Below are 20755 nucleotides of genomic sequence, written 5' to 3' on the forward strand. Positions count from 1 at the left end.
TTCATTTCTTCTGAGCATATAAAAACAGTGCCGAAACACTGTTTTTTACTTTGTATATTCTATTAGTAAATCATTTGCATATTAAAGGTCTGATTTCACTCAATCTATTTTCTAACGTCGTTTTCAAGTTAAGTATATCATATGGCTCTAGTTCTTCTGAATTTATAACTTCTTTATTCTCTTCATCATCGTCTTTAAAAGTCTTTATAAATGACTCTGCAGCCATAATTTTCTGCATTTTAGACCAAACAATAAAATCCAATTGTAATGGTGTAATTGAATTCTCCTTACAATATTGCTTTATAACATGAGCATAAAATTCGTATGGATATTCTTGTTTTTTACAATCCTCTTCCCATGTTTGCATAGAACTCCACGAACCTATTGACTCCGCTTTCAGTTTTTTTTCACCTTTTTTTGTAAATAAATTTTCCGGTAACTCCCTATTATTTTCAGAATAACTATCAGGATTTGAAAAAAATTTCTCCTTAAACTTTCTTTTGAACCATTCCAAGCTAAAACTATCTAACGGCATATGGCAAGCTTTAAATCTTTCTTCCATTTCTGAATCATGTTTACAACAATACAAATACTTAAACGCCATATTTATAATTTTTTGTGCTTGACCATATGTCATATTTGTCCTTTCTTTACATTTCTCAATTAAATTAACACATATTTTTTTATGAATTTCATCAAAACTTTCTAGCTTATCCGCCCTAAGATAATTCTTCATATCTCCTACTATTTCTTTTTCTTCAAATATTTCACGGATATATTCTTTGTTATCCTTACCATCTTTTTCCCATTTAAATGTTCTACAAGCATCCAAATATCCTTGATATAAGGCATCAACATAAACTTTATCTTCTTCCCATTTTACCCTTTCATTCTCTTTGTTCTGAAAATAATATTTAAACGGATCTTTTTTAATTGTATCCACAAATTCAGCAACTTCCTTTTCAATCTCCATCTTCCGTATCTCCTTCCACAATTCTCACAAGCTCTCCCCACACTTTCACCATCGCATAGGTATCCAGCTCACAGTACTTCAGCAAATTATGCCTTGCCTTTTTCTGCTCCTCCGCAGGCATATCTTTTATCCTCGGAAATATCGTCATTGCCTCCGAACCATTATGCACACCTTCTAGATTATGATAATTCAATTTCGGATCATTCGGGAATATCGCTGGCAGGACACTTTTAATTGAAAATGATCCTCCCATCGCCCGGTTATAATAATGGCCTGCCTGAAATGGATCCAGTAAATCTTTGATATTATCTCTGATATTTAATAAATGCTCAGCTAAATCCGTGAACATTACTGCCAGTTCCTTGATTCTGCTGCACTCAAACGACTTATTGTATGCCGTTACGCATACATTCATCGGAATATCCCTGCACAAAGCTTCCGCAATTGCCCGCAATGGATTTTCTCCTGATTCTGCAAGGAATTCTTTATGTAATAACGGTGCACCTGCCGACTCTATATAATGCAAAGAATACTGGAATGGTATTTGCTGATATGGCTTTGTTCCCAGGAACAATGGTATCACTGGTTGCATTGTCTCAAAATCCAGAAAATACAACGGATAAGATAATGTACTTAAAAATTCCCGGATTCCATCAATATTTACATATGTCCCCTTGTCTTCTAATGCAAATTCAATCTGCCTTAATTGCTTTTCATTCTTAAGCTTTCCACAGGCTTTTAATTGCTTATAATCAGAAATTCCTTCCCTGTAATATTCTAATTTCTTTTTTAACGGCATTCTGTACAAGTCAAATGCAGACGGTCTTGGCAAATTTTTTTTACAATAGTCCCAGTATGGACATCCATATGGGACTTTACAATATAATCCCAGTTCCTGATCCGGCTCAGCCTCTGATTCCAACAATGTATCTTCTTTTAATAAATTATTCTCTACCTCACCAATCGCATTTTTCACGAATCCGAACACATCTGTAATCTGGAACAGTCCTTTTAAATCCAATTCGCCATCATATATATAATTGTTATTGATGGAAACGATGTATGTTCCTGTAATCCGCACCCCACAATGTTCCAGCACATATTTCTGATAAGCAACATCCGCCACGTATACCGCTTTCATATTTTTTTATTTACCGTTGAACTTTTTACTTCATAAATTGCCCATCCATTATATTCTCTTTTCAAAATATCTACCGCACAATAGCACCCTTGATAAGAGAATGAGGCTTCACATATAACCGATGTCTCATGTTCTATTTCTACTTGTGTCCGTTCTATCATTGCAGGTAAATCTAACTGATTATTTGTAGTTTCTGTTACATCCACCGACTCTCCAAATAATTCTCTGGCCAGTTTTCCAACTTCTATTCCCACTTCCATTCTGGAGTCATCTGTGGCATCATCTGCATTCTCTTCCGGCTTATATTTATCCATCCACAGCATCTTTGGACATTGCCACAACCTGCAATATTTCGACTTTGAAAAATAATTCTTCATCTCTTATGCCTTACTTTTAATCTTCATATTAGCATTTTATACAAGAATATCATTTGCCACATTATCAGATATATTTTCAATTTTTACTTTCATATTGCTGTGCCCTCCACTGCAAGGTGAAAATTTCACCCGAAAGTGAATATTCTTGTGCGATGAAATCGCAACTCCGGAAATCATCTATGCGAGTTTACTCTACACTTCAATCGAAATGTAGGTATAATCTGTACTCATTTTTAGATATTGCACCTGTCTACTTGACAGGGGGCATATCATATCAATAGCAGGTGGTTTATTGTTTCGCCCATCTCCATTTCTCCGTTGTGAGAAATGAAGATGCACTCAACAGGCCAAAGCCCATAATTAAATAACAAACCCGTCAAAGAATATCAAGTCATTCACAACATCTATGCTTTCTTAACATTCCCCAGCGGGTTCGTTTGTTCGTAATTAAGGTCCTTTCATAATAAGTGCTTTATTTTCTATGTATTTTTGAAGGAAATATTATTTCATTAAAATCCGAAATAAATCCAATCTCCTCTTTGCACTCCAGATAATTGACTGTCACAATAATACTTAAAATAATTGCAGATATTAATATAGAAATACTTGTACCAAATTCAGAAACATTATTTCCAGCAGAATAAAACGTGCTAAACATTCCCACTTCTATCGGAATCACTGCTGAAATAATCAATTCTTTATAACTCTCTTTGTTCCTGAGTCTCCTAATCATATAACGATAAGCATCTTCATCATCTATAATATCCTTAAACGTTTTCTCAATATAATCTTTCCACTCACTATACTTATAAAATTTCAAAGCTCCATTTTTAGGTTTTTTCTTATCTTTCCCAATTATTGTATATGTTGAAATTTCCTTTTGATAATCTAGACTATATGGTGTATTTTTTAAATACTTATTTGTTTCAATATTGCTTACAATATTCACAATGCCTGTTAATATTAATAAAATACCTATTACACCTAGCAACAAAAAAAACAAATCACTACTTTGACTTAACCACTTACGTTTTTCAAAGAAAATGCCAACCAGTATTGATATGACACATATAAATAACATACCACATCCTATAACCAAGCATATTATATTCTTTGTATTAGATATTTTTCGTACTTCCATTTTCCAATCCTCCTCATTTTATATTTTATTATATCGTGACTCACTCATAAAGTTGTAAACCTTGGTTTCAACTTTCGCAAAACCATATAAAATCAAAGTTTCAAACACCAAGATATTATCATGCCGTGGCAGATAAATAATACCTTAATCATATATATTTTCCCTTCAAAATTTGATAAATACTGTATAATTTTGTATAGTATTCCAGTCTTTTGCTTTCTTCATTTTTCTTAACAAAAATAAACTTTCATTTTATATCAAATTCTGACATAGAACTAGGTATTGCACTTAAGGTTTCTTAATTATCGTGATTCACTTTTGTTTCTACTCTCTTACGAGAGCCTGTACTGGCCATTTTATATATTTGAAATACTTATATTTCTTATATTTCTCAGCATACTCATCCCACGTATAATATTCTATACTTGTATTTTTATCATTACTTTGATAAATAGTAATACCATTTTTATCATGATCCAACAAAATCTGAGAATGCTTATATTTACCCATTCTATCACTTCCTTTTATTTCATCACTTATTCTAATGACAGCACCAGATTCAGCCATCCCCAAGTACCTTTTACAATGTTCTGGTGTTATAGTTCGTTCCTCCAAAGAATGACATTTGTTTAACATATCATCATCCGTTCCTGCTTTATTACTAAATTTTTCCCACCAAATATGCCAATATACAGTTCTTGCAAAGCTCCAACAATTATTTTTCCCATAACTAGGCCAATCATCTTTTCCATCATTGGGACCATAAAATATCCCCCCTTCTATATAAGGTATAATCTTTCCATTTATAACATAAAAGACCTTTTCTACAATATCATCATCAAACTTTTCTTTTTGTATTTCTGTAATACGTCCATCCCTAATCATATTTCGCCAAGCTATCGCTCTATTTAAATTAATTCCAGTATGAGTAATGGTATAAGGATATAAAACCATTCTTTTTGGTGTAACTGGAGCACCTGTAAGAGAAAGAATTGCAACATAGAATTCATCTATATCCCACTCTTCAACCTTTTCCTGTTCAAACAGTTTATTTATAGCCTTAAATTCATTTCCATAAATATTCAATTTAATTGAATGTAAATATACATATAAAATAAACTTTTTAAATTCCCTGCGTTTATTATTCCGAGTATTTTCATAATAGTCTTTTAGTCCATTAAAAAAAAGATATGTATATATAAATTCAAAAATCTTTCTCCGAATAACACATTTACTATACCCTTTTTCTATACCTATATTACGAATTAATTGCATTTCCAAAGTAGAGCACCCACGAATTTTGCTTTTTAATCGCCCAAAAAAATCTTTAATAGTCCATGTGTTTTCCTCTATTTTTCTTCTTATTTTACCTATTATATATCTAAAGAATCTCATTTCTTTTATTAATGTCCAAATATATTTCAGCATTTGAATCACTGATTTTTTCACCTTATATCTCTTCATCATCTCCCTATTGGCTCTATACGCCTTAATTTTGTAATCAATAAACTCTATTGAAAACCAATTATAAGATTTCTTTCTTTCAAAAAAAGATTTATCCTCCAGCTCAACCATAATCTCAAATCTTTGCTGTAATTCATAATTTTCCCACTCTATTTTCTTCCCATCAAATTTATCAAAATAACCTTTTATAGTTTTAAAATCACACATTCCAAATTTTAATGTATTTAACTTATGAATGGTAATTAATAAAATACATATATTAACTCCATAAAATAAACTTATAGTTATCCCTTTTTCAATCAAATAATCTTTTAACCAATTTCCCGATACTATAATATTAATTATAATCCATATTCCAGCATCAATAAACAAAATTTGATATACAAAATCTATTATCTTGTACCAAAGATTACTAAGGAGTTCACATTTAACTTTATCATCAGACAAATATTCCTCCAATATAAACATTGACATAAGTAGCATAACAGCAGTCATCTTACAACTATATTGAGAAATGATTTCCATTGCAATTGTAGTTGCATATATTAATGAGATTTTTTGCTTTTTTGAAAAATGCTGATAACTAAAAATCACTATACATGATAAAAAATATACATATATTGAATTATTATTAAATACCTGTACCTCTTTAATCATTCATTTACTTCCCCCAACAATACTAAATCTCTGCTAACATTAACAACAATATATATTCTGTCTATTTGTGAATTCATCTAATAATTCTGTCTCAGCAACATTTTGCTTTACTAACTGAATTCTAGCGTCTTTTTCTTTTATATATAGCGAATGAACTTCATCAAATATATAATGCAACTTAAACAACATGGCATATGTGTCTTCCGTTTCTATCCTGTGCACCATTCTCTTCTGATTTTTTTTCAACTATTCCTTTTAATACGCTTATTGCCGTATTTCTATCCGTCATTTCCTTATCTTCACCAGAATAGACCTCAAATCTCTTATTTATTACCCTTTATGAGATATTCTTTATTCGCCAAAAGAATCTTGTTTGAAAAAAGAACACTGCATTCTCCCCTTTCATTCCCCAACAAAAAAATTCACAAACGACCAATGCCCTTACGCATCATATCTTTTGTGAACTTCTAATTTCTTTTTATCATATTTACTTAGCTTTTTCATAACTTTTCTCTCCCCCCAAAATTCTATATAAATATTATGCATCTCCCTCCTCCAAATTGCAACCTTTTTTAATAAAAATCGTCAAAATCTTCCCTCTTATCAATCTGCTTCACACCCCAATTCGACAATACTTTCTATGATTCCTATCTTATACTTATATCTCTATCCTTATCTAATTATTTTTCCATCACAAAAGAGCACAGAATTTCTTCCATGCTCTTATCTTACAACCCTCATCTATCTAATTATCTTCTGTCAGAACTTTCTCTTCCTCAGAATCCTTATCCCCGGATTCTTCGTCCTCATCCAGACTCGAAACTGCCTCATCTTCCCCCGAATCCGCAGTATCTTCCGATGCCACCACATCCTCCAGCACAGTTTCCTCTTCTAACACTTCTTCTTTCTGCGCTGCATCCTCCGACACATCTCCTTCTTCTAAAACCACACTTTCTTCCTGCGCCGCATTGTCCACAACTACTGTCTCGCCCTGCTCTGTATTTTCTGCATCTTCCGTGCCTTCATCCGAAGCCAAAACGCCCTCTTTCTCTTTCTCCTCTTCTTCCGTTTCTTCCACTCCCTCATCCTTCCGGAACTTCTCCCGGAACTGCTCTTTCTTGGCTGCCACAGCGTCCATGAGGGCAAGCTTCTTCTCTTCGCGGTTTTCTAAGGCTTCCTGCTTCTTTGCGTCACGGAGTTTTTGCTGTTCTTCGCGCTGCGCGGCTTTCTTAAGCTCTTTTTCCTGGCGCTGCTCTTCTTTGATGCGAAGCTTCTCGGCTTTATCCTGCTCCTTCTGCTGCAGGCGGTTCTGGCGAAGCTCGTCTTTCGCCTGCTGCTTCTGGCTCTTCTTGACCTGCTTTTTGGCGGAACGCTCGATAGAACGGATCATGCTCTTGGCATCACCGACTCTGCGGCGGGCACTGCAGTATGGATCGTAGAGGAAATAGGATGCTGTGGTAAGTGCCAGCAGCACCAGTCCTACGATAAGGCAGATTGGAAGCAGGAAATCGTAGAAGCCGTACTTTAATTCATAACCGATAAAGAGAACCAGCATCACCGGGAAAACTACTGCTGAGAAAATGTCACAGATGAGTCTCCAGAGAAAGAAGCACTGCTTCTGGTGTACAAAAATGGCTGCCTGCACGCCGGTAAAGAACATCAGCATCAGACAGATTTGTGATGTGATTCCATGTAAAAAGCCTACAAAGACGCACAATGCCAGTGAAAAGAAAAACATGGCAAGGGCGTAGCCTCTGCGATATGCATATTTGTATTCCCGCATTCCCTCTCGCTTATCTGCACTCAGGTCATGGATTTCATATACCCGGTCATTGACCCGCTCCTTCATGTCCTCCCGGTATTTGCGGCCTTCTCTGGCATGTGCCATATTTTCGTCCATGTCTTCGTCCAGTTCCTGCAACATTTTCTGTTCCATAAAAATCTGCTGCAGCAACTCATCTTCCCGCTCTCTGCGCTTTGTAATTTCATCCTGAATCCAGCTTGCCTTCTGCATCTGGAGACTCTCTTTCATCCATTGTTCCTTTTCCATATTTTCACCCATAGCTGCCTTCTCCGTTTCGTACGCTTCCATTCTGTTCTGTTTCTAATCAATCAAATCATTCTGAAATCTCGACAAATGCTCATAAGGAAGAATCAGTCTTCCCCGGTATAAGCCGCAGCCGTCATTCATCAGGCTGTTGCTTACTGCTGTAAACATGTCGACATCCACACCGGAAAGCTCCAGTTCCTGCAAACGCCTGCACCGTTCATAAGCTTCATCAAAATAAATGCATTCTCCCTCCGGGATGGTATCCCGGCGTGCTCTGGATGCTTCCTGCTTTTTCTCATAATTAATATGATTGGCGGAACCGATTTCTGCAATGTCATCCATCTGCTTTGTGCGAAGCTGCATTTCCACATAACATCTCGCACTGTTATCATAAAAAGTAATATGTAAGGATTTGTAATCGTCCTCATTTTCGCTGGTGATATAATCCCGGTAATATGGTTTTACAGCATCATCCAAAAGCGGGGAACTGCTTCTTAAGACACCGCCTGTCGGCTCTGCCGTAAATCCACGCTCCTCTAAAAACTGTGGCAACACATTTGCAATCTGATAAAGGTGCTTTAATTCCTCTTCTTCGCGGTTCTCATGATTTTTCAAATGACACCGTGGCATGGAAATCACAATCCGGTATGCAATCAGATCACGGAAGCAGTTCAGCTTTTCCTTTAATTCTGCAATGTCCGGATAGCTTTTATGCTTTTTATAATAATCATAAATGTACTCTACAATATAGCCGTTGAATTTGCCCTCCGCACGAATCAGTGACTTGATTCTTCCTTTAAAAGTAAAGGAAAGATAAGGATATTCCATTGCCATATATTTGTAGAACTCACGGATTTTCTGGGACTGCGCTGTCAGGAAATCATTGTGCTCTAACAGCTCCATAATCTGAATCAGGAAATTGCAGTGCACCAGATCCACTTCATTTTTTGATACTTTTGCGGATGCCCGGAGGTCCTGCGTATACTTTTTCAATATCCGGAACACCGTTGCTCCGGAGTATAAGTAATCATTTAATGTAACCATTTTTCCTCGCTAAAATATCTTTTTATTTCAAATACTCTGCCAGTTCATATACCCTGTTTCTTGTTAATTCTGCCGCCTTATCATTTTCCAATAATGGCTGCAGGCTTCCGCCCTCGGCATCTTTGCCGGCTTCCTCTACTGCACTGTCTTTTGTCTTAATCCAGTCACGCTCTTCCTGGGTAAGAGTCGCCATAGTGTCCTCATCCAAAGTCTCTTTTAAACGGCTCCAGATAGAATTCAGCTCATTATCCCACAACTGATACAACTGCAGAGACAGGGCATTCATTTCCTGCTGTGCCAGTTCTCCACTAGAAAGGTCTTCCTGCATGGCTGCTGCTTTCTCCTCGATTTTCTGCAATTCACTCTCTATGGATACATCGGAAGTTGTGGTTTTATCATTTACTGTAACCTTATCTCCACTCGGTCCTAAAAAGGTATCAAAGGTCAGCGTATTAAAAATTGCATAGAATGGAAGCGTCGTATCATCATCGGTAAGACCAATGGATGCCCAGTCCAGGAATCTTTCCGGCAATTCATCTAACGGTGCACCCGGCAGATAAATATATAAATCATAAACCTCTTCCAAACCAGCCGGTCCCGTGTAAATATATTTCACGCCGTCTTTAATTTCCGTGTCGCCTTCTGTTTCCTTCGTTGCAATATTCTCCAACTGCATCTCATAGGTATAATCATTTATCTTTTCCGGCTGGGTGAATTTTCCATAGAAATCACAATAGTAAAGGGTTCCATTTGGATATCCATCCCCGCTATCTCCCGCATCTGCATCATGATAATTTCCCACAAAAGAGCCATCCTCGGATAAAATCAATGTAGAATCCCATGCACCGGCTCCGCTGGTAAACATAAAGCTTTCTCCTGCAAGCTGTGCAAAAATGTCATCTTCATCCACATTTTCCGTTTCTGTCTCCTCTGTCACCTCTTCTGAGTTTTCCGTTTCTTCCGTCTCAGTCTCTGCCTCTGTTTCTGTGGTCTTTTTCTCCGACTCCACGACTCTGCTTCCGCAAGCCGCAAACGTTGACATTCCCAACGCTGCACTTAATATCATTACTAAAAACTTTTTCCCTTTCACAAACGAATCCTCCTGATGTTCCTTTTCGTTTCTCGCCCCTTTTTTATCTTTCTATGATTCTAAATCAAATACATCCTGGTTTCTTCCCCGTTCTTTTGCAGCATAGAGCTTCTCATCCGCTAAGCGGTATAATACCGTAACAGCAATCCCTTCTGTATAATGCTGTACTCCACTGCTGAAAGAACATTCGATATTCTTTTCATGCTTTGTAAATTCTTTATATTCCCATCTTATATGCTCTAGCATTTTACCGATTTCATCCGTGTTCATCCCCTTTAAAACCAGCATAAATTCTTCTCCGCCAAAGCGTACTGCAATCCCTTTGTTCTTTACATGCTTTGTTAAAAGTCTTGCAAATTCCACCAGAATAATGTCTCCAAACCCATGTCCGTATGTGTCATTCACATGTTTAAAGAAGTCAAGGTCAATCAGTACCGCATCAAATTCTTCCTTCTCATCCAGAATAAGGTCTCCCAGATACTGATTTAAATAACGACGATTATAGATTCCGGTCAGTGCATCTTTATCTGCGGCATCTTTCAACTGTTCATTCAACTTCTTTACTTCTTCTTCCTGTCTCTGTCTCTGCATCTGAAGCAGGATAGAAAGCAAAAAGACACAAAGTAAAACGATAAGCAGGGAACAAAGTGTGCTCTGCAGCACGACTTCTTTTGACAGTTTTTCACTTTCCAGCGGTCTCATATAGGCTAAAATAACTGCTGCCACATCTGCTACAATTACCACGCCGGCAAACCGGATTGCATTTCCGGTTGGAATAAAAATCGCAATTGCTACCATCGCAAGTACCATGTATACAATCGTTCCCGTCTGATATATATAATATAGTGTCGGAAATTCCACAAGGCTTAATACTGCTATCATCAAATAAGACGCATAACGTATCTGACCTTTTTTAATTCCAATGAAACTTCCTGCGACCATAAGTAACATACAGATTCCGCAGAAAATCGTTGTTCCGCTCCATCCGAAAATCAATGCATTTCCAATAAATCCTGCCAGATTTCCGATACAGCTTCCCATTGCCAGCACATAAAACTGTCTGCGGCTCACATCAATTGAGGTATCAAATAAAAAATTCATCTTTCCTCTCCCATTTTATGAAAATAAAATTTTCAATTTATCCAGTGTATTTGCACATATCGTAAGTTTCTTTTTTAATTCATCATCCGGCTGTGTCTGATCCGGAACCATTGCCACCTGACAGCCTGCCTGACAAGCACTCATAACCCCATTGGGCGAATCCTCCACCGCAAGGCATTCTTCCGGAGCAAGTCCAAGTTGTGCACATGCAAAAGTATAGATATCCGGTGCCGGCTTTCCGTGTTCTACCATGGTTGCACTGATGATTTCATCAAAGTACGGATATAGTCCTATCTGCTTTAAATATCTTTCTGTCCGTTCCATGTCGGTTGCCGTTGCAACTGCCCGCCGGATTTTCTTTTCTTTTAAGAAATTCAATAACTCAATAGCTCCTCTTTTTATCTCAATACCGTTCTTTGCAAGATATTCCTCCATCAATTCCTTCCGGTAAGCCCGGATAGCCGGATAGTCAAGATTCTCATCTGCAAACATTTCCTTTAAATGCGTCGGTGCAAAGGGTTGTCCTAAGGAACGCATGGACAATGCCTGCTCATCACTCATTTCATAGCCAAAATGCGCCATTGCCTTAGGCCAGCAGATTCTATAATATTTCTCTGTATCAATGAGTGTTCCGTCCATATCAAATAAAACTGCTTTTATCATATTACATTTTCTTCCTGCCTTTTTCATTGACTAATTTGCCATCCCCACTACCACAGTTACCGAAAAAAGATTTTCTTCCTGTTTCAGAAAAACATCCCCGTTCATTTTATGCATCAGCTTTCTGCATATATAAAGCCCCAGTCCGCTTCCTTCCTGGCTTCCTGCATTGGAGCCACGATAGAAGCTGTCAAAAAGATGCGGAAGTTCTTCTGCCGGAAGAACTTCTCCTGTATTTTCCACGGTAATCAGCACACAGTCTTCTTCTTTTGAAATTGATATACCAATTTTTTTTGCCACTACCATATTTTATAGCATTTTCTATGATATTCTGCAATACTTCCAGCAAACGTTCTGTATCTGCCTTCACCAGAAAATTCTGATACTCCCCCATGTTAAACCCTATATGAAGCTGTGAAAGTTTATCTTTATAGTATACTGTATCTCGACAGACATTTCCGATGGCATGCCTTCTTCCGTAAGTTCTTCTGCCAGGTCATCTAATTCTTTTGCCAAATCAGCCCGGGTCTTTCCTGCCATATTCCCCATTGCCTGTGATACATCTGATATGTAGACATCACTTTCTTTTCCAAATGTTGTAATCAGATTCTTACTTTTCATGGTATCTGTTGTAATAACCACTCCCAGCATAAAAACGGAACAGAGGAAAAAGGACAATATAATCGTAAGGAACCGTCTTGGACTGCTTAAAATATCATTGACTGCCAGATACCAGGTACTGTTAAAACGGCTTTTTCCCAGCCGGTAAATGGATTTCTTTTTAAAGCGTTCTCCGGACTGACCGTTTCGAATAGCATCCACCAGTGTCAGCTTCTTTACTTTTCCGGTACACCGGTATGCAAACCAGATAGTAACTGCAATAACAATGACTGCTCCTATGAAATTTACCGTAATGGCATGACTGTTTCCCAACATCATATTTTCTGTCACAGACTGCAGCAGCATATTGCCAAATGGGATGCTTGCCAGGAATCCAATTGCTGCTCCCACAACAGCCAGCATCAGATATTTTACAAGATAAAGGCTTCGTATCTTAAAGTCCGTAATTCCGATGGCTTTCATGACACCGATTTCCCGGTATTCTTCTGTCACCGTAAAAGTAATCGTAAATTTCAACACTGCAAAGGATACTATCATCAAGCATACACTTAAAACCAGCACCACAAATGCCCCAATCATATCCATGACATAACATAATTTAAAAATGTCCCGTCCCCGGTTAAATAGGATGTTGGATGCATTGCTTAACAAAGAGGCTATTTCCGATGGATTGTCTGTGTCAATATAAATAATCTCGCCACGGTATTCTGCAAGACTTTCATCCGATGCAAATTTCTGATAATCCGCTTCATTTAAAATAAATCTTTTATTTCCCATAAATTCAGAACCCAGCAGCGCATCTTTTGCTTTTCCGGCAATCGTAAGCTCCACACTGTTTTCGCCATGGGTAATCGTAAGTTTATCCCCCTCTTTTAAATCATTTGCATCTAAGAAATTTCCTGTGACATAGACCTCACCCTCAGGCACTTTTGTAAGCTCCTTATTATCCTTTGTGAAAAAATGTATCTCACTTTCGGAAATGGATTCTATGATCATTGCCTTGTTTGCTATATCAAGTTCTTTTCCCTCTGCCTTGATATTCCCCTTGGCTGCATACATAATATGATCCATGCGGTAGTCTTTTACATACTGACAGGTATCCAAAAGCTCCGGCACACCGCCATCCCCCTGCTGGGTCAGTACTACATAATCTCCAATGTCTGCCTGATTAAGATAATAATCGGTTCCATTTACTACCGTCAGTACATTGTTCAGCCCGCTTGCCACAAACATGGCAGCTAAAATAATAAACAGCAAAATTACAATATTAATTATTTTCTTTCGCTTTAAGTCTTTGCGTAAGATATCCCAAAACATCTTCTGCTCCTTTCTATCCTCTTAGTATACCTCAACTACGCGAAACGTGCTTTGCGATTTTCTCGCTACTCGTAACAAAGAATGTGCCTTGGCACATTCCTGCGCCTGCGGCGGTCGCTTGCGACATCTACCTTATACGCCGCAGTGTGCACCCTCGCGTTTTTTTACTTTGCAGGCAATTTCCTGTAAAGAAAAAAAAGAACCGGCAAAGTTTTATTTCCTTTGCTGGTTCTACTATAACGAATCAATTATTAAAGAATCCTTAAATCTGAAAATTCTTATTTCATGCTTTCTTTTAAAATAAATGCCATCAGAAGTGCATCTGGTCCGATATGGGTTCCGATTGCCATTCCAACTTCATGTAAGCTGCTTTCTGTCAGTGAAAATGCTTCCATGGTTTCTTTCCGGAATTCCTCTCCCATTTCCGGGTTATTGCTGTGAGCAAATTCTACCGGCATGCAGCTATCCACTTCTCCTTTTTTTAAGAAAGCCTGCATTCCGCTTTTGGCTGCTTTCATGCCGCGGGCTTTGGAATATCCTTCAATCTCTCCATTCCGGAGCAGCAGTACCGGCTTGATTCCCATTACATTTCCCACTGCTGCAACTACCGGAGAAATACGTCCGCCCTTTTTCAAATATAATAATGTGGACGGAACACCGGTAAGATAGGTGCGGTTCTTTACTTCTTCCAAGATTCCTGCAATCTCTTCTGCACTTTTGCCTTCTTCTTTTAACTTCACGGCATACTCCACCAGAAGCCGCAAGGATAAGGATGCCTGCAGGGAATCCACGATATATATCTTTTCATATCCGCACATTTCCTTCGCCAGCACTGCCCCATTATAAGTTCCCGAAAGCTTCGAGGAAATAAGAATCACCAGCACTTCTTCGCCTGCTTCTTCTGCCGCTTCATACTTTTCTAAAAATGCTGCCGGTGATGGCTGGCTGGATACCGGAAGTTGTTCCTCGCTGCGCAGTTTCTCATAAAATGCTTTGAAATTCTCTTCTGTATTCCGGTCAAATATAACATCTTCAAAGTTTGCGGAAATCGGCACCAGCTCCACGCCCATTGCCTTTGCTTCGATTTCTAATATATCAGATCCTGTATCTGTAATTATCTTCATTTTCGTCTCCATCTCTTGACTGTTGTCTGTATCTATGCCACACTATATGTGAGATAATTTATATCACATTGTTGTGGCTGCATAAGTAGCATTGTAGCATAGTTTTCCCTTTTTTCAACGGTTTGATGTGAGACATTTTATATCATTTTGTATCATGATACGGATGTGGTGCCGGTGGGTGGGACAGTCGTTTTATATTTGTTATTACGATTTGTATTTGATACATACATTGCTTCTAACGTCAAAGAGCGGTTTTTCTTGCACTGCATTTTTCTTTTGCCGATAAAGCCTGTCTTTCCAATGTTTGACAGTATGCCGGACTCTGTTCGCCTGAATGCGGATACGATATATGCAGTCTGTTAGAGACGCTTAGAATTCCGGCAGCAACCGGCAACGCTGGCACAGGGATGTGCCAGCGAGGCACATCTTAAGCATGGATGCGAATATGTGCCGGTTGCCGGAAGATACAGAATTTTTAACGGAATTCTTAGCGTCTCTTTCAGACGGAATGTGGTATCCGCAACAGACGGACAGAGCCGGCATCCGGTCAAAGCAACGGAAAGGACAGCCTGACAGCAAGAAAAATACAGTGCTAAGAAAAATAACGCTCTTTGCGTAATGAACCAATGCACATATCAAATGCAAATCGTAAGAAACGAATATCATATTCTGTCCCACCCACCAGCACACATCCATAGCACATACGAACAGGAGCATTCAAATGAAAGAAACAGACAAACGATACGAAGCGAACCGCCAGGTAAAATTAAAGATTGCCCGTGCCCTGACCAAACTCATGGACACCAAAGCATTTTCCGATATATCCGTAACCGATATTATTACCACTGCCGGAGTAGCAAGAGCTTCCTATTACCGGAATTTTCATTCCAAGGAAGAAGTGTTAATTAAGATTACAGACGATATTATGGAAGAATACCGGAAGCGGGCAGAAAAGCTTGAAAATGACTTTTTCAGCTATGAGGCAATTTTACTGATTTTCCGGTATTTTAAGACTTACAAGAAATTTATTTTAAGTGTATATAAGGCAGGTCTTGCATACATTTACTTAGACCTTTTTGATCAGGAATTAGAAAATCATATGGGTGACATGCCTTATAATGATATCCACCGGTATAAAGTCTACTTCTATTCCGGTGCACTCTATAATGTTTTCTTAAAATGGCTGCAAAACGGAATGAAAGAGCATCCTTCCGCTATGGCTGCCATGGTGACGGAAATGTTAGAACAGGGAGCCTATCCGCTAGCTTAGCTGCCAGCGGACATGGCTTCCTTCTTCATCTTTTGTAATAAGAAGCTGGTCTTCCATTTCCTGCTTTAATTCTGTTACATGGGAAATGATTCCAATAAGCTTTGAGCCGCCTGCCATCTCTTTTAATACCCGGACTGCCTGCTCTCTTGCATGCTCGTCTAAGGAACCAAATCCTTCATCAATAAACATCATATCAAGATGTATGGCAGCAGAATTTTCCTGAATCTCATCTGCCATGCCCAGTGCCATGGACAACGCCGCCATAAAGGATTCTCCTCCGGAAAGCGTACGGACTTCCCGCTCTTTTCCGGTCACATTGGAATATACCATAAGGTCAAGTCCCTTATTCTTTCCGATTGCAGCCTTCTTCTCATCAAACATTCTGAGTTCAAACTGTCCTGCTGACATTTCTTCAAAACGGCGGTTTGCTGCATAAAGAATCCGCTCCAGATAATAGCGTTGCACAAAGGTCTCCAAATCCATACGGCTGCCGGACACATTTCCGGAAATGACAGTATAAAGCCGTGTTATACGGTTGTGCTGCTCTAATACCTGCTGCCGCCCGCTCCATATTTCCTCTACCGCTTCTAAGATTTCCGTATCCTTCTGATTAGAAATCTCCCACTCATTGGCTGCCCTGCCTGCAAGCTTACTCTGCTCCTCTGCTGCCTTAAGTTCCTCTGAAAGCTTCTCTATATCCGGTTTTTCTTTCTCTCCTACAGTTTCTTTCGCTGTCTCATAGCGGCTCTGATACATCGTCTTCTGATTCTGATAATCTTCCCTTTTCTGCCGCATCTCTTCCATGGCATCTATCGAATACTGCTCCACCAGCGTCTGCCATTCCAGTTTGGAAATATCTTTTTCTTCTATATATAAATCATATTTTTGCTGCTTGGCTTCTGCTTCCTTTTTCCGTTCCGGAAGTTCTCTTTCACAACGGACAATGCCTGTCTGTGTACCGGTTTTCTCTTCCTCTAAGCGGCTCTTTTCTTTATCAGCCTTTGCATATGCACTTTCTGCAGAAGCCTTCTTCTGCTGTACTTCTGCCAAGACTTCATCCGCTTCTTTTTCAGATGTATAGTCAAGGGTGCGGTTCCGCTCTGTGTAAGCTGCCTGACAACGGTCAAACTGCTCTTTTGCCAATAGTTTCTTTTCTGTTGCTTCTGTCTCTTCTTTTTGAAGTGCAATCTTTTTTGCTTCTGCCTCTTCTAATTTATCAGACAATTCCTTCTTCTTTTTTATCTCCTGAGAAAGTGTTTCTTCTTCTTTTGCAAGCTCTTTCTTTTGTGCGACAAGCCACGGTTCTATTTCATTATCGGCTGCCGGGTTTGCTTCCTTTCCAAAGGCTTCTATTTTATTCCGGCACTTTTCCTTTCTTTCTGCCAACTCTTTCTCCCGGTTCTCTCTTCTTACGTGGCATGCACCGGCTTCTGTAGATGCCGCTTCCTGCTTCTGTTGTAACTTTGCAATCGTTTTTTCTAAAGCTTCTAACATTTCCCGGCTTAATTCTTCCTGCATTTCTACCGCAATGCATGGCTTTGGATGTTCCATGGAACCGCAGACCGGGCATGGCTCTCCCTCTTTTAATTCCTTTGCTAAAATACCTGCCTGCGCATCGAAAAACCGCTTACGATATGCTTCGTATTCCTGCTGCTTTGCCTGATACTGTCCGGATGCTTCCCGATAAATCTCTTTTGCATGTTCCTCCTGTTTCTTTTCTTTACCAAGAAGCTGCTTTGATTCTGTAATCTCTGCTACGGCATCTTCAATTTCTGCAAGAGCATCTTTCTTTCCGGTAATCTGTAACTTCCTTACTTCAATTTCTTCGAAGGCTTCTGCTTCTTTCTTCCACTGCACGATATTCTGCTCTAAGACAGTGCTTTTTTCTTTTGTCTCTTTTTCCGTCTCTTCCGCCTGCTGCAAAGCATCTTTACTCTGCTCTACTTCCTGTGCGGCTTTTCTTATTTCTTTCAATGCCGCTTTCGTGCGATTTACTTTTTCTTCTATAATACTGTAATTCTTCTGCTGTGTTTCCTTTTCCGCCTCTGCTAAGTTTCTTTCCTTTTCTGCCTCTTTTAAAGCTTTCTTTATCTCCGGCAGCTTTTCTTCTAATTTCTGCTGTTCTGCCTTTAAATTCTCCAGCCTCTTTACCGCTTCTTCATACTGCTGATAGAGCTGCCTTGCATCATAGGCAAGCTTTATCATCTGCTCTAACCGGGCAGTCTCTTTTATCTCCTCTTCCGCTTCAAAAAGGCGTGCCAACTCCCGCTGTGCTTCTTCCATCTGGGTAAAGGATTTTTGCAGATTTTCCGCTTCCTGCAACGCACTCCTGCAATGCTCCCGCAGTTTTTCCGCTTCCTTTGCTTCCTTCTTTTTCTTCTTTCCCTCTTCCTTAAGATACTGGCACAATTGCTGCATCAATTCTAAAAAGCGTTCCATCTCCGGTGCTTTTGCATCCGCCTGCTGCATCTTCTTTTTCAATGCCAACAGGGCTTCGGCTTCTTCAAAGGCTTCCGGTATGTCCGCATTCTCAGCTTTGGCATGAAACTTCGTACGGATTGTGGCAATCTCTGCATCTAATTTCCTTTTCCGGTCTCCTAATTCATTGGCAATCTTTTCATATTTTTCTGTGTGGAATAATTTTCGGAAAATCACTTTTTTCTCATCGGATTTTGCCCGGAGCAGTTCCATAAATTCTCCCTGGGCAATCATTGCCACCTGCATAAACTGCCCCTTGTTCAGCCCGACAATATCAATGATTTTCTGATTCGTTTCCTTTTGCGAATAAACGATTTCATCCGGCATGATTAAGGTAACGGATTCGCTTTCTTCTTTTTCACCGCTTCCCCGCTTCAATGGGCGGACATGTCTTGGCACACGGCGCACTGTATAGACGCCGCTTTCTTCTGTTCCTTCACAGAATTTCAATTCCACATAAGGCTCTGCGCCTGCTGTAGCAAACTGACTCTGCAGCTCTGTTCCACTTTTTTTATTAGCTGTAGAACTGGCTTCTCCATATAACGCAAAGGCTATGGCATCAAAAATAGTGGACTTGCCGGAACCGGTATCTCCGGTAATCAGAAATAAATTCTGGGATGGTTTTCGAAAATCAATTTTCGTCCGGTCTCCATAGGACCCAAATGCCTGTATTTCCAAGGTTAATGGTCTCATAACTCACTCTCCTCCTCTACTTTATTGATGACTTCCTTAAGAATTTCTCTCTCTTCCTCGTTCATCTCTCCGATAAACTCACAGCATAGCGAAAAGGCATCAAGCTCTGCCTCATGCCGGAATTTTTCCATTTCATAATTGGCTTTGTGCAGCGTTTCTCTTCGGATTTCCAGCAAATTGGGAAATGCATGACGCAGCCGGTCCTGCATGTCAAAGACATTGACATCCACCTTATCGGTAAGAATCACAGTTACAAAATTATCGGATGGCTGCTTTAATACTTCTTCTAATTCCCCTTCCACAATACGCACCTGACGCAGTGGTTTTAACGGAATTACTCTGGTGGAAAGCCTGCCCTTTTCTTCCAGTTCCACCATAATAATGCCCTTTTTCTGTCCCGCTTCACTGACAGAGCAGGCAAGAGGTGTTCCACAGTAACGATAACACTCTTTTCCCACGGTCATAGGCTTATGAATATGTCCCAATGCCGCATAGTCAAACCGCTCCAACACATCCGCAGACACTTCATCAATATTTCCCACGGTGCGGATTTCGGAATCCATCCGCTCAACATCCTCCGCCGCTTTTCCTGCCGGCAGATAGAACTGGTGGCTCACCAGCACATTCCGCTCTGCTTCATTTACATTTTCTCTTTCCAGAAGTTTATGCAAAGTTGCATCATACGAAAGATTGTTATCATTTTCATCCGTTCCCACAATCTGCTTTACCATAGACGGCTTCACAAATGGCAGAAGATAAAAATTCACTTTTCCGTACTTATCCGTCAATGTCACTTTCTCAATGTATTCCTCTTTCGTCTCAGGCGGCTTTCCTATCATATATAAATGCTGTCTTGATAAAATGCTTCGAAAACAGTTCACTCTTGGTGCGCTGTCATGGTTTCCGCTAACCATCATAATGACAGCCTCCGGCACCATCTCCGTCAGTTCATTGATGAAACAGTCGAATACCTCTACTGCCTCTGCCGCCGGCACTGCTTTATCATAAATATCTCCTGCAATCAAAATGGCATCCGGTTTTTCTTCTCTGGCCCGCTCTACAATCTGATGCAGGATATATTCCTGGTCTTCCCTTAAATCATGATTCATTAATTTCAATCCGATGTGAAGGTCGGATAAGTGAAATATCTTCATAGCCCATGTGCTCCTTTTCTATACAAGATTATCCTACAAAGTAAGATTATATTTTTCTCTATCTCTCCTAGGGCAGAATATATCCGAATGCATCTGCTACCGTTCTTTCTGGTATCCCTAAGCGGGTATCTGCACAAACTTTTATTGATGGACACCGGGCAAAACTCGCATCGTATTTTCCTGCTAAATATAAAGAATCAAGCTCAGACATTTGCCCGGCATCCATTTGTTTGCTGCGATACCCGCTAAGGGATACACACGAAAGAACGGTAATGCAGATGCATTCCGATATATTCTGTTCCAATAGAGATAGCCAAGTCCAACTCTTACTTTGTATTATAGCTTGTCTGGGGTTCTGCCGCAACGGACTTCTGCAGAATTATATGGCAGCATTTTTAAG

General features: G+C 39.4%; 16 protein-coding genes. 1 reads left to right on the forward strand and 15 read right to left on the reverse strand.

Annotated features, from left to right (window positions below):
* Positions 1-70: 70 nt before the first annotated feature.
* The 13 genes from DWX96_RS12695 to DWX96_RS12750 form a co-directional block, all read right to left on the reverse strand.
* A complete protein-coding gene (locus DWX96_RS12695) occupies positions 71-973 on the reverse strand; it encodes a hypothetical protein (RefSeq protein WP_118057691.1) in 903 nt (300 codons plus the stop codon).
* Positions 963-2114, reverse strand: coding sequence for a DUF2779 domain-containing protein (locus DWX96_RS12700; protein WP_199535180.1), 1152 nt, complete (start codon positions 2112-2114; stop codon positions 963-965). Before DWX96_RS12700 ends, DWX96_RS12695 begins: the two co-directional genes overlap by 11 nt.
* On the reverse strand, positions 2111-2428 hold the full coding sequence (locus DWX96_RS14440; RefSeq protein WP_197420864.1) for a hypothetical protein: 318 nt from the start codon (positions 2426-2428) through the stop codon (positions 2111-2113). Before DWX96_RS14440 ends, DWX96_RS12700 begins: the two co-directional genes overlap by 4 nt.
* A gap of 535 nt (positions 2429-2963) precedes the next feature.
* Positions 2964-3632, reverse strand: coding sequence for a hypothetical protein (locus DWX96_RS12705; RefSeq protein ID WP_118057690.1), 669 nt, complete (start codon positions 3630-3632; stop codon positions 2964-2966).
* A 324-nt stretch (positions 3633-3956) separates the two neighbouring features.
* Positions 3957-5753 (reverse strand): transglycosylase domain-containing protein, encoded by a 1797-nt coding sequence (locus DWX96_RS12710; RefSeq protein ID WP_118057689.1) that lies wholly within the window; start codon positions 5751-5753, stop codon positions 3957-3959.
* Positions 5754-6498: 745 nt separating this feature from the next.
* Positions 6499-7845, reverse strand: coding sequence for a hypothetical protein (locus DWX96_RS12715; RefSeq protein WP_147337988.1), 1347 nt, complete (start codon positions 7843-7845; stop codon positions 6499-6501).
* 12 nt (positions 7846-7857) lie between these two features.
* Entirely contained in the window at positions 7858-8847 is a 990-nt protein-coding gene (locus tag DWX96_RS12720) for a guanosine polyphosphate pyrophosphohydrolase (protein ID WP_117947800.1), read from the reverse strand.
* Between the two features lie 22 nt (positions 8848-8869).
* A complete protein-coding gene (locus tag DWX96_RS12725; protein WP_118057687.1) occupies positions 8870-9937 on the reverse strand; it encodes a lysozyme inhibitor LprI family protein in 1068 nt (355 codons plus the stop codon).
* Between the two features lie 51 nt (positions 9938-9988).
* Positions 9989-11038, reverse strand: a complete 1050-nt coding sequence (locus DWX96_RS12730; RefSeq protein WP_118057686.1) for a GGDEF domain-containing protein — start codon at positions 11036-11038, stop codon at positions 9989-9991.
* Positions 11039-11053: 15 nt separating this feature from the next.
* Positions 11054-11701, reverse strand: a complete 648-nt coding sequence (locus tag DWX96_RS12735; protein ID WP_118057685.1) for an HAD family hydrolase — start codon at positions 11699-11701, stop codon at positions 11054-11056.
* Positions 11702-11731: 30 nt separating this feature from the next.
* Entirely contained in the window at positions 11732-12004 is a 273-nt protein-coding gene (locus tag DWX96_RS12740) for a sensor histidine kinase (protein WP_118057684.1), read from the reverse strand.
* Between the two features lie 96 nt (positions 12005-12100).
* Complete coding sequence (locus DWX96_RS12745; RefSeq protein WP_118057683.1) at positions 12101-13636, reverse strand: ABC transporter permease; 1536 nt, start codon at positions 13634-13636, stop codon at positions 12101-12103.
* A 278-nt stretch (positions 13637-13914) separates the two neighbouring features.
* Positions 13915-14760, reverse strand: a complete 846-nt coding sequence (locus tag DWX96_RS12750) for a DegV family protein (RefSeq protein WP_158561856.1) — start codon at positions 14758-14760, stop codon at positions 13915-13917.
* Positions 14761-15481: 721 nt separating this feature from the next.
* Between DWX96_RS12750 and DWX96_RS12755 the strand changes: the two genes are divergently transcribed.
* Positions 15482-16030 carry a TetR/AcrR family transcriptional regulator gene (locus DWX96_RS12755; protein WP_118057681.1) on the forward strand — a complete coding sequence of 183 codons (549 nt, stop codon included), beginning with the start codon at positions 15482-15484 and terminating at the stop codon, positions 16028-16030.
* On the opposite strand, the gene DWX96_RS12760 is transcribed toward DWX96_RS12755, so the two are convergent.
* Together DWX96_RS12760 and DWX96_RS12765 are read right to left on the reverse strand one after the other, a co-directional pair.
* The gene (locus tag DWX96_RS12760; RefSeq protein ID WP_118057680.1) at positions 16022-19201 is read right to left on the reverse strand and encodes an AAA family ATPase; all 3180 of its coding nucleotides are present in this window, start codon (positions 19199-19201) and stop codon (positions 16022-16024) included. The genes DWX96_RS12755 and DWX96_RS12760 overlap by 9 nt on opposite strands.
* Entirely contained in the window at positions 19198-20355 is a 1158-nt protein-coding gene (locus DWX96_RS12765) for an exonuclease SbcCD subunit D (protein ID WP_118057679.1), read from the reverse strand. The genes DWX96_RS12760 and DWX96_RS12765 overlap by 4 nt, the downstream gene beginning before the upstream one ends.
* Between the last annotated feature and the right edge of the window lie 400 nt (positions 20356-20755).

The organism is Roseburia sp. AF22-2LB (assembly GCF_003461125.1).
Classification (GTDB): domain Bacteria; phylum Bacillota; class Clostridia; order Lachnospirales; family Lachnospiraceae; genus Roseburia_C; species Roseburia_C amylophila.

What these genes read in the sequence shown, in the direction of transcription:
- DWX96_RS12695 (WP_118057691.1), bottom strand. Translation starts at nt 973, where the DNA reads ATGGAGATTGAAAAGGAAGTTGCTGAATTTGTGGATACAATTAAAAAA.
- DWX96_RS12700 (WP_199535180.1), bottom strand. Translation starts at nt 2,114, where the DNA reads ATGAAAGCGGTATACGTGGCGGATGTTGCTTATCAGAAATATGTGCTG.
- DWX96_RS14440 (WP_197420864.1), bottom strand. Translation starts at nt 2,428, where the DNA reads ATGGATAAATATAAGCCGGAAGAGAATGCAGATGATGCCACAGATGAC.
- DWX96_RS12705 (WP_118057690.1), bottom strand. Translation starts at nt 3,632, where the DNA reads ATGGAAGTACGAAAAATATCTAATACAAAGAATATAATATGCTTGGTT.
- DWX96_RS12710 (WP_118057689.1), bottom strand. Translation starts at nt 5,753, where the DNA reads ATGATTAAAGAGGTACAGGTATTTAATAATAATTCAATATATGTATAT.
- DWX96_RS12715 (WP_147337988.1), bottom strand. Translation starts at nt 7,845, where the DNA reads ATGGAAGCGTACGAAACGGAGAAGGCAGCTATGGGTGAAAATATGGAA.
- DWX96_RS12720 (WP_117947800.1), bottom strand. Translation starts at nt 8,847, where the DNA reads ATGGTTACATTAAATGATTACTTATACTCCGGAGCAACGGTGTTCCGG.
- DWX96_RS12730 (WP_118057686.1), bottom strand. Translation starts at nt 11,038, where the DNA reads ATGAATTTTTTATTTGATACCTCAATTGATGTGAGCCGCAGACAGTTT.
- DWX96_RS12735 (WP_118057685.1), bottom strand. Translation starts at nt 11,701, where the DNA reads ATGATAAAAGCAGTTTTATTTGATATGGACGGAACACTCATTGATACA.
- DWX96_RS12740 (WP_118057684.1), bottom strand. Translation starts at nt 12,004, where the DNA reads ATGGTAGTGGCAAAAAAAATTGGTATATCAATTTCAAAAGAAGAAGAC.
- DWX96_RS12745 (WP_118057683.1), bottom strand. Translation starts at nt 13,636, where the DNA reads ATGTTTTGGGATATCTTACGCAAAGACTTAAAGCGAAAGAAAATAATT.
- DWX96_RS12750 (WP_158561856.1), bottom strand. Translation starts at nt 14,760, where the DNA reads ATGAAGATAATTACAGATACAGGATCTGATATATTAGAAATCGAAGCA.
- DWX96_RS12755 (WP_118057681.1), top strand. Translation starts at nt 15,482, where the DNA reads ATGAAAGAAACAGACAAACGATACGAAGCGAACCGCCAGGTAAAATTA.
- DWX96_RS12760 (WP_118057680.1), bottom strand. Translation starts at nt 19,201, where the DNA reads ATGAGACCATTAACCTTGGAAATACAGGCATTTGGGTCCTATGGAGAC.
- DWX96_RS12765 (WP_118057679.1), bottom strand. Translation starts at nt 20,355, where the DNA reads ATGAAGATATTTCACTTATCCGACCTTCACATCGGATTGAAATTAATG.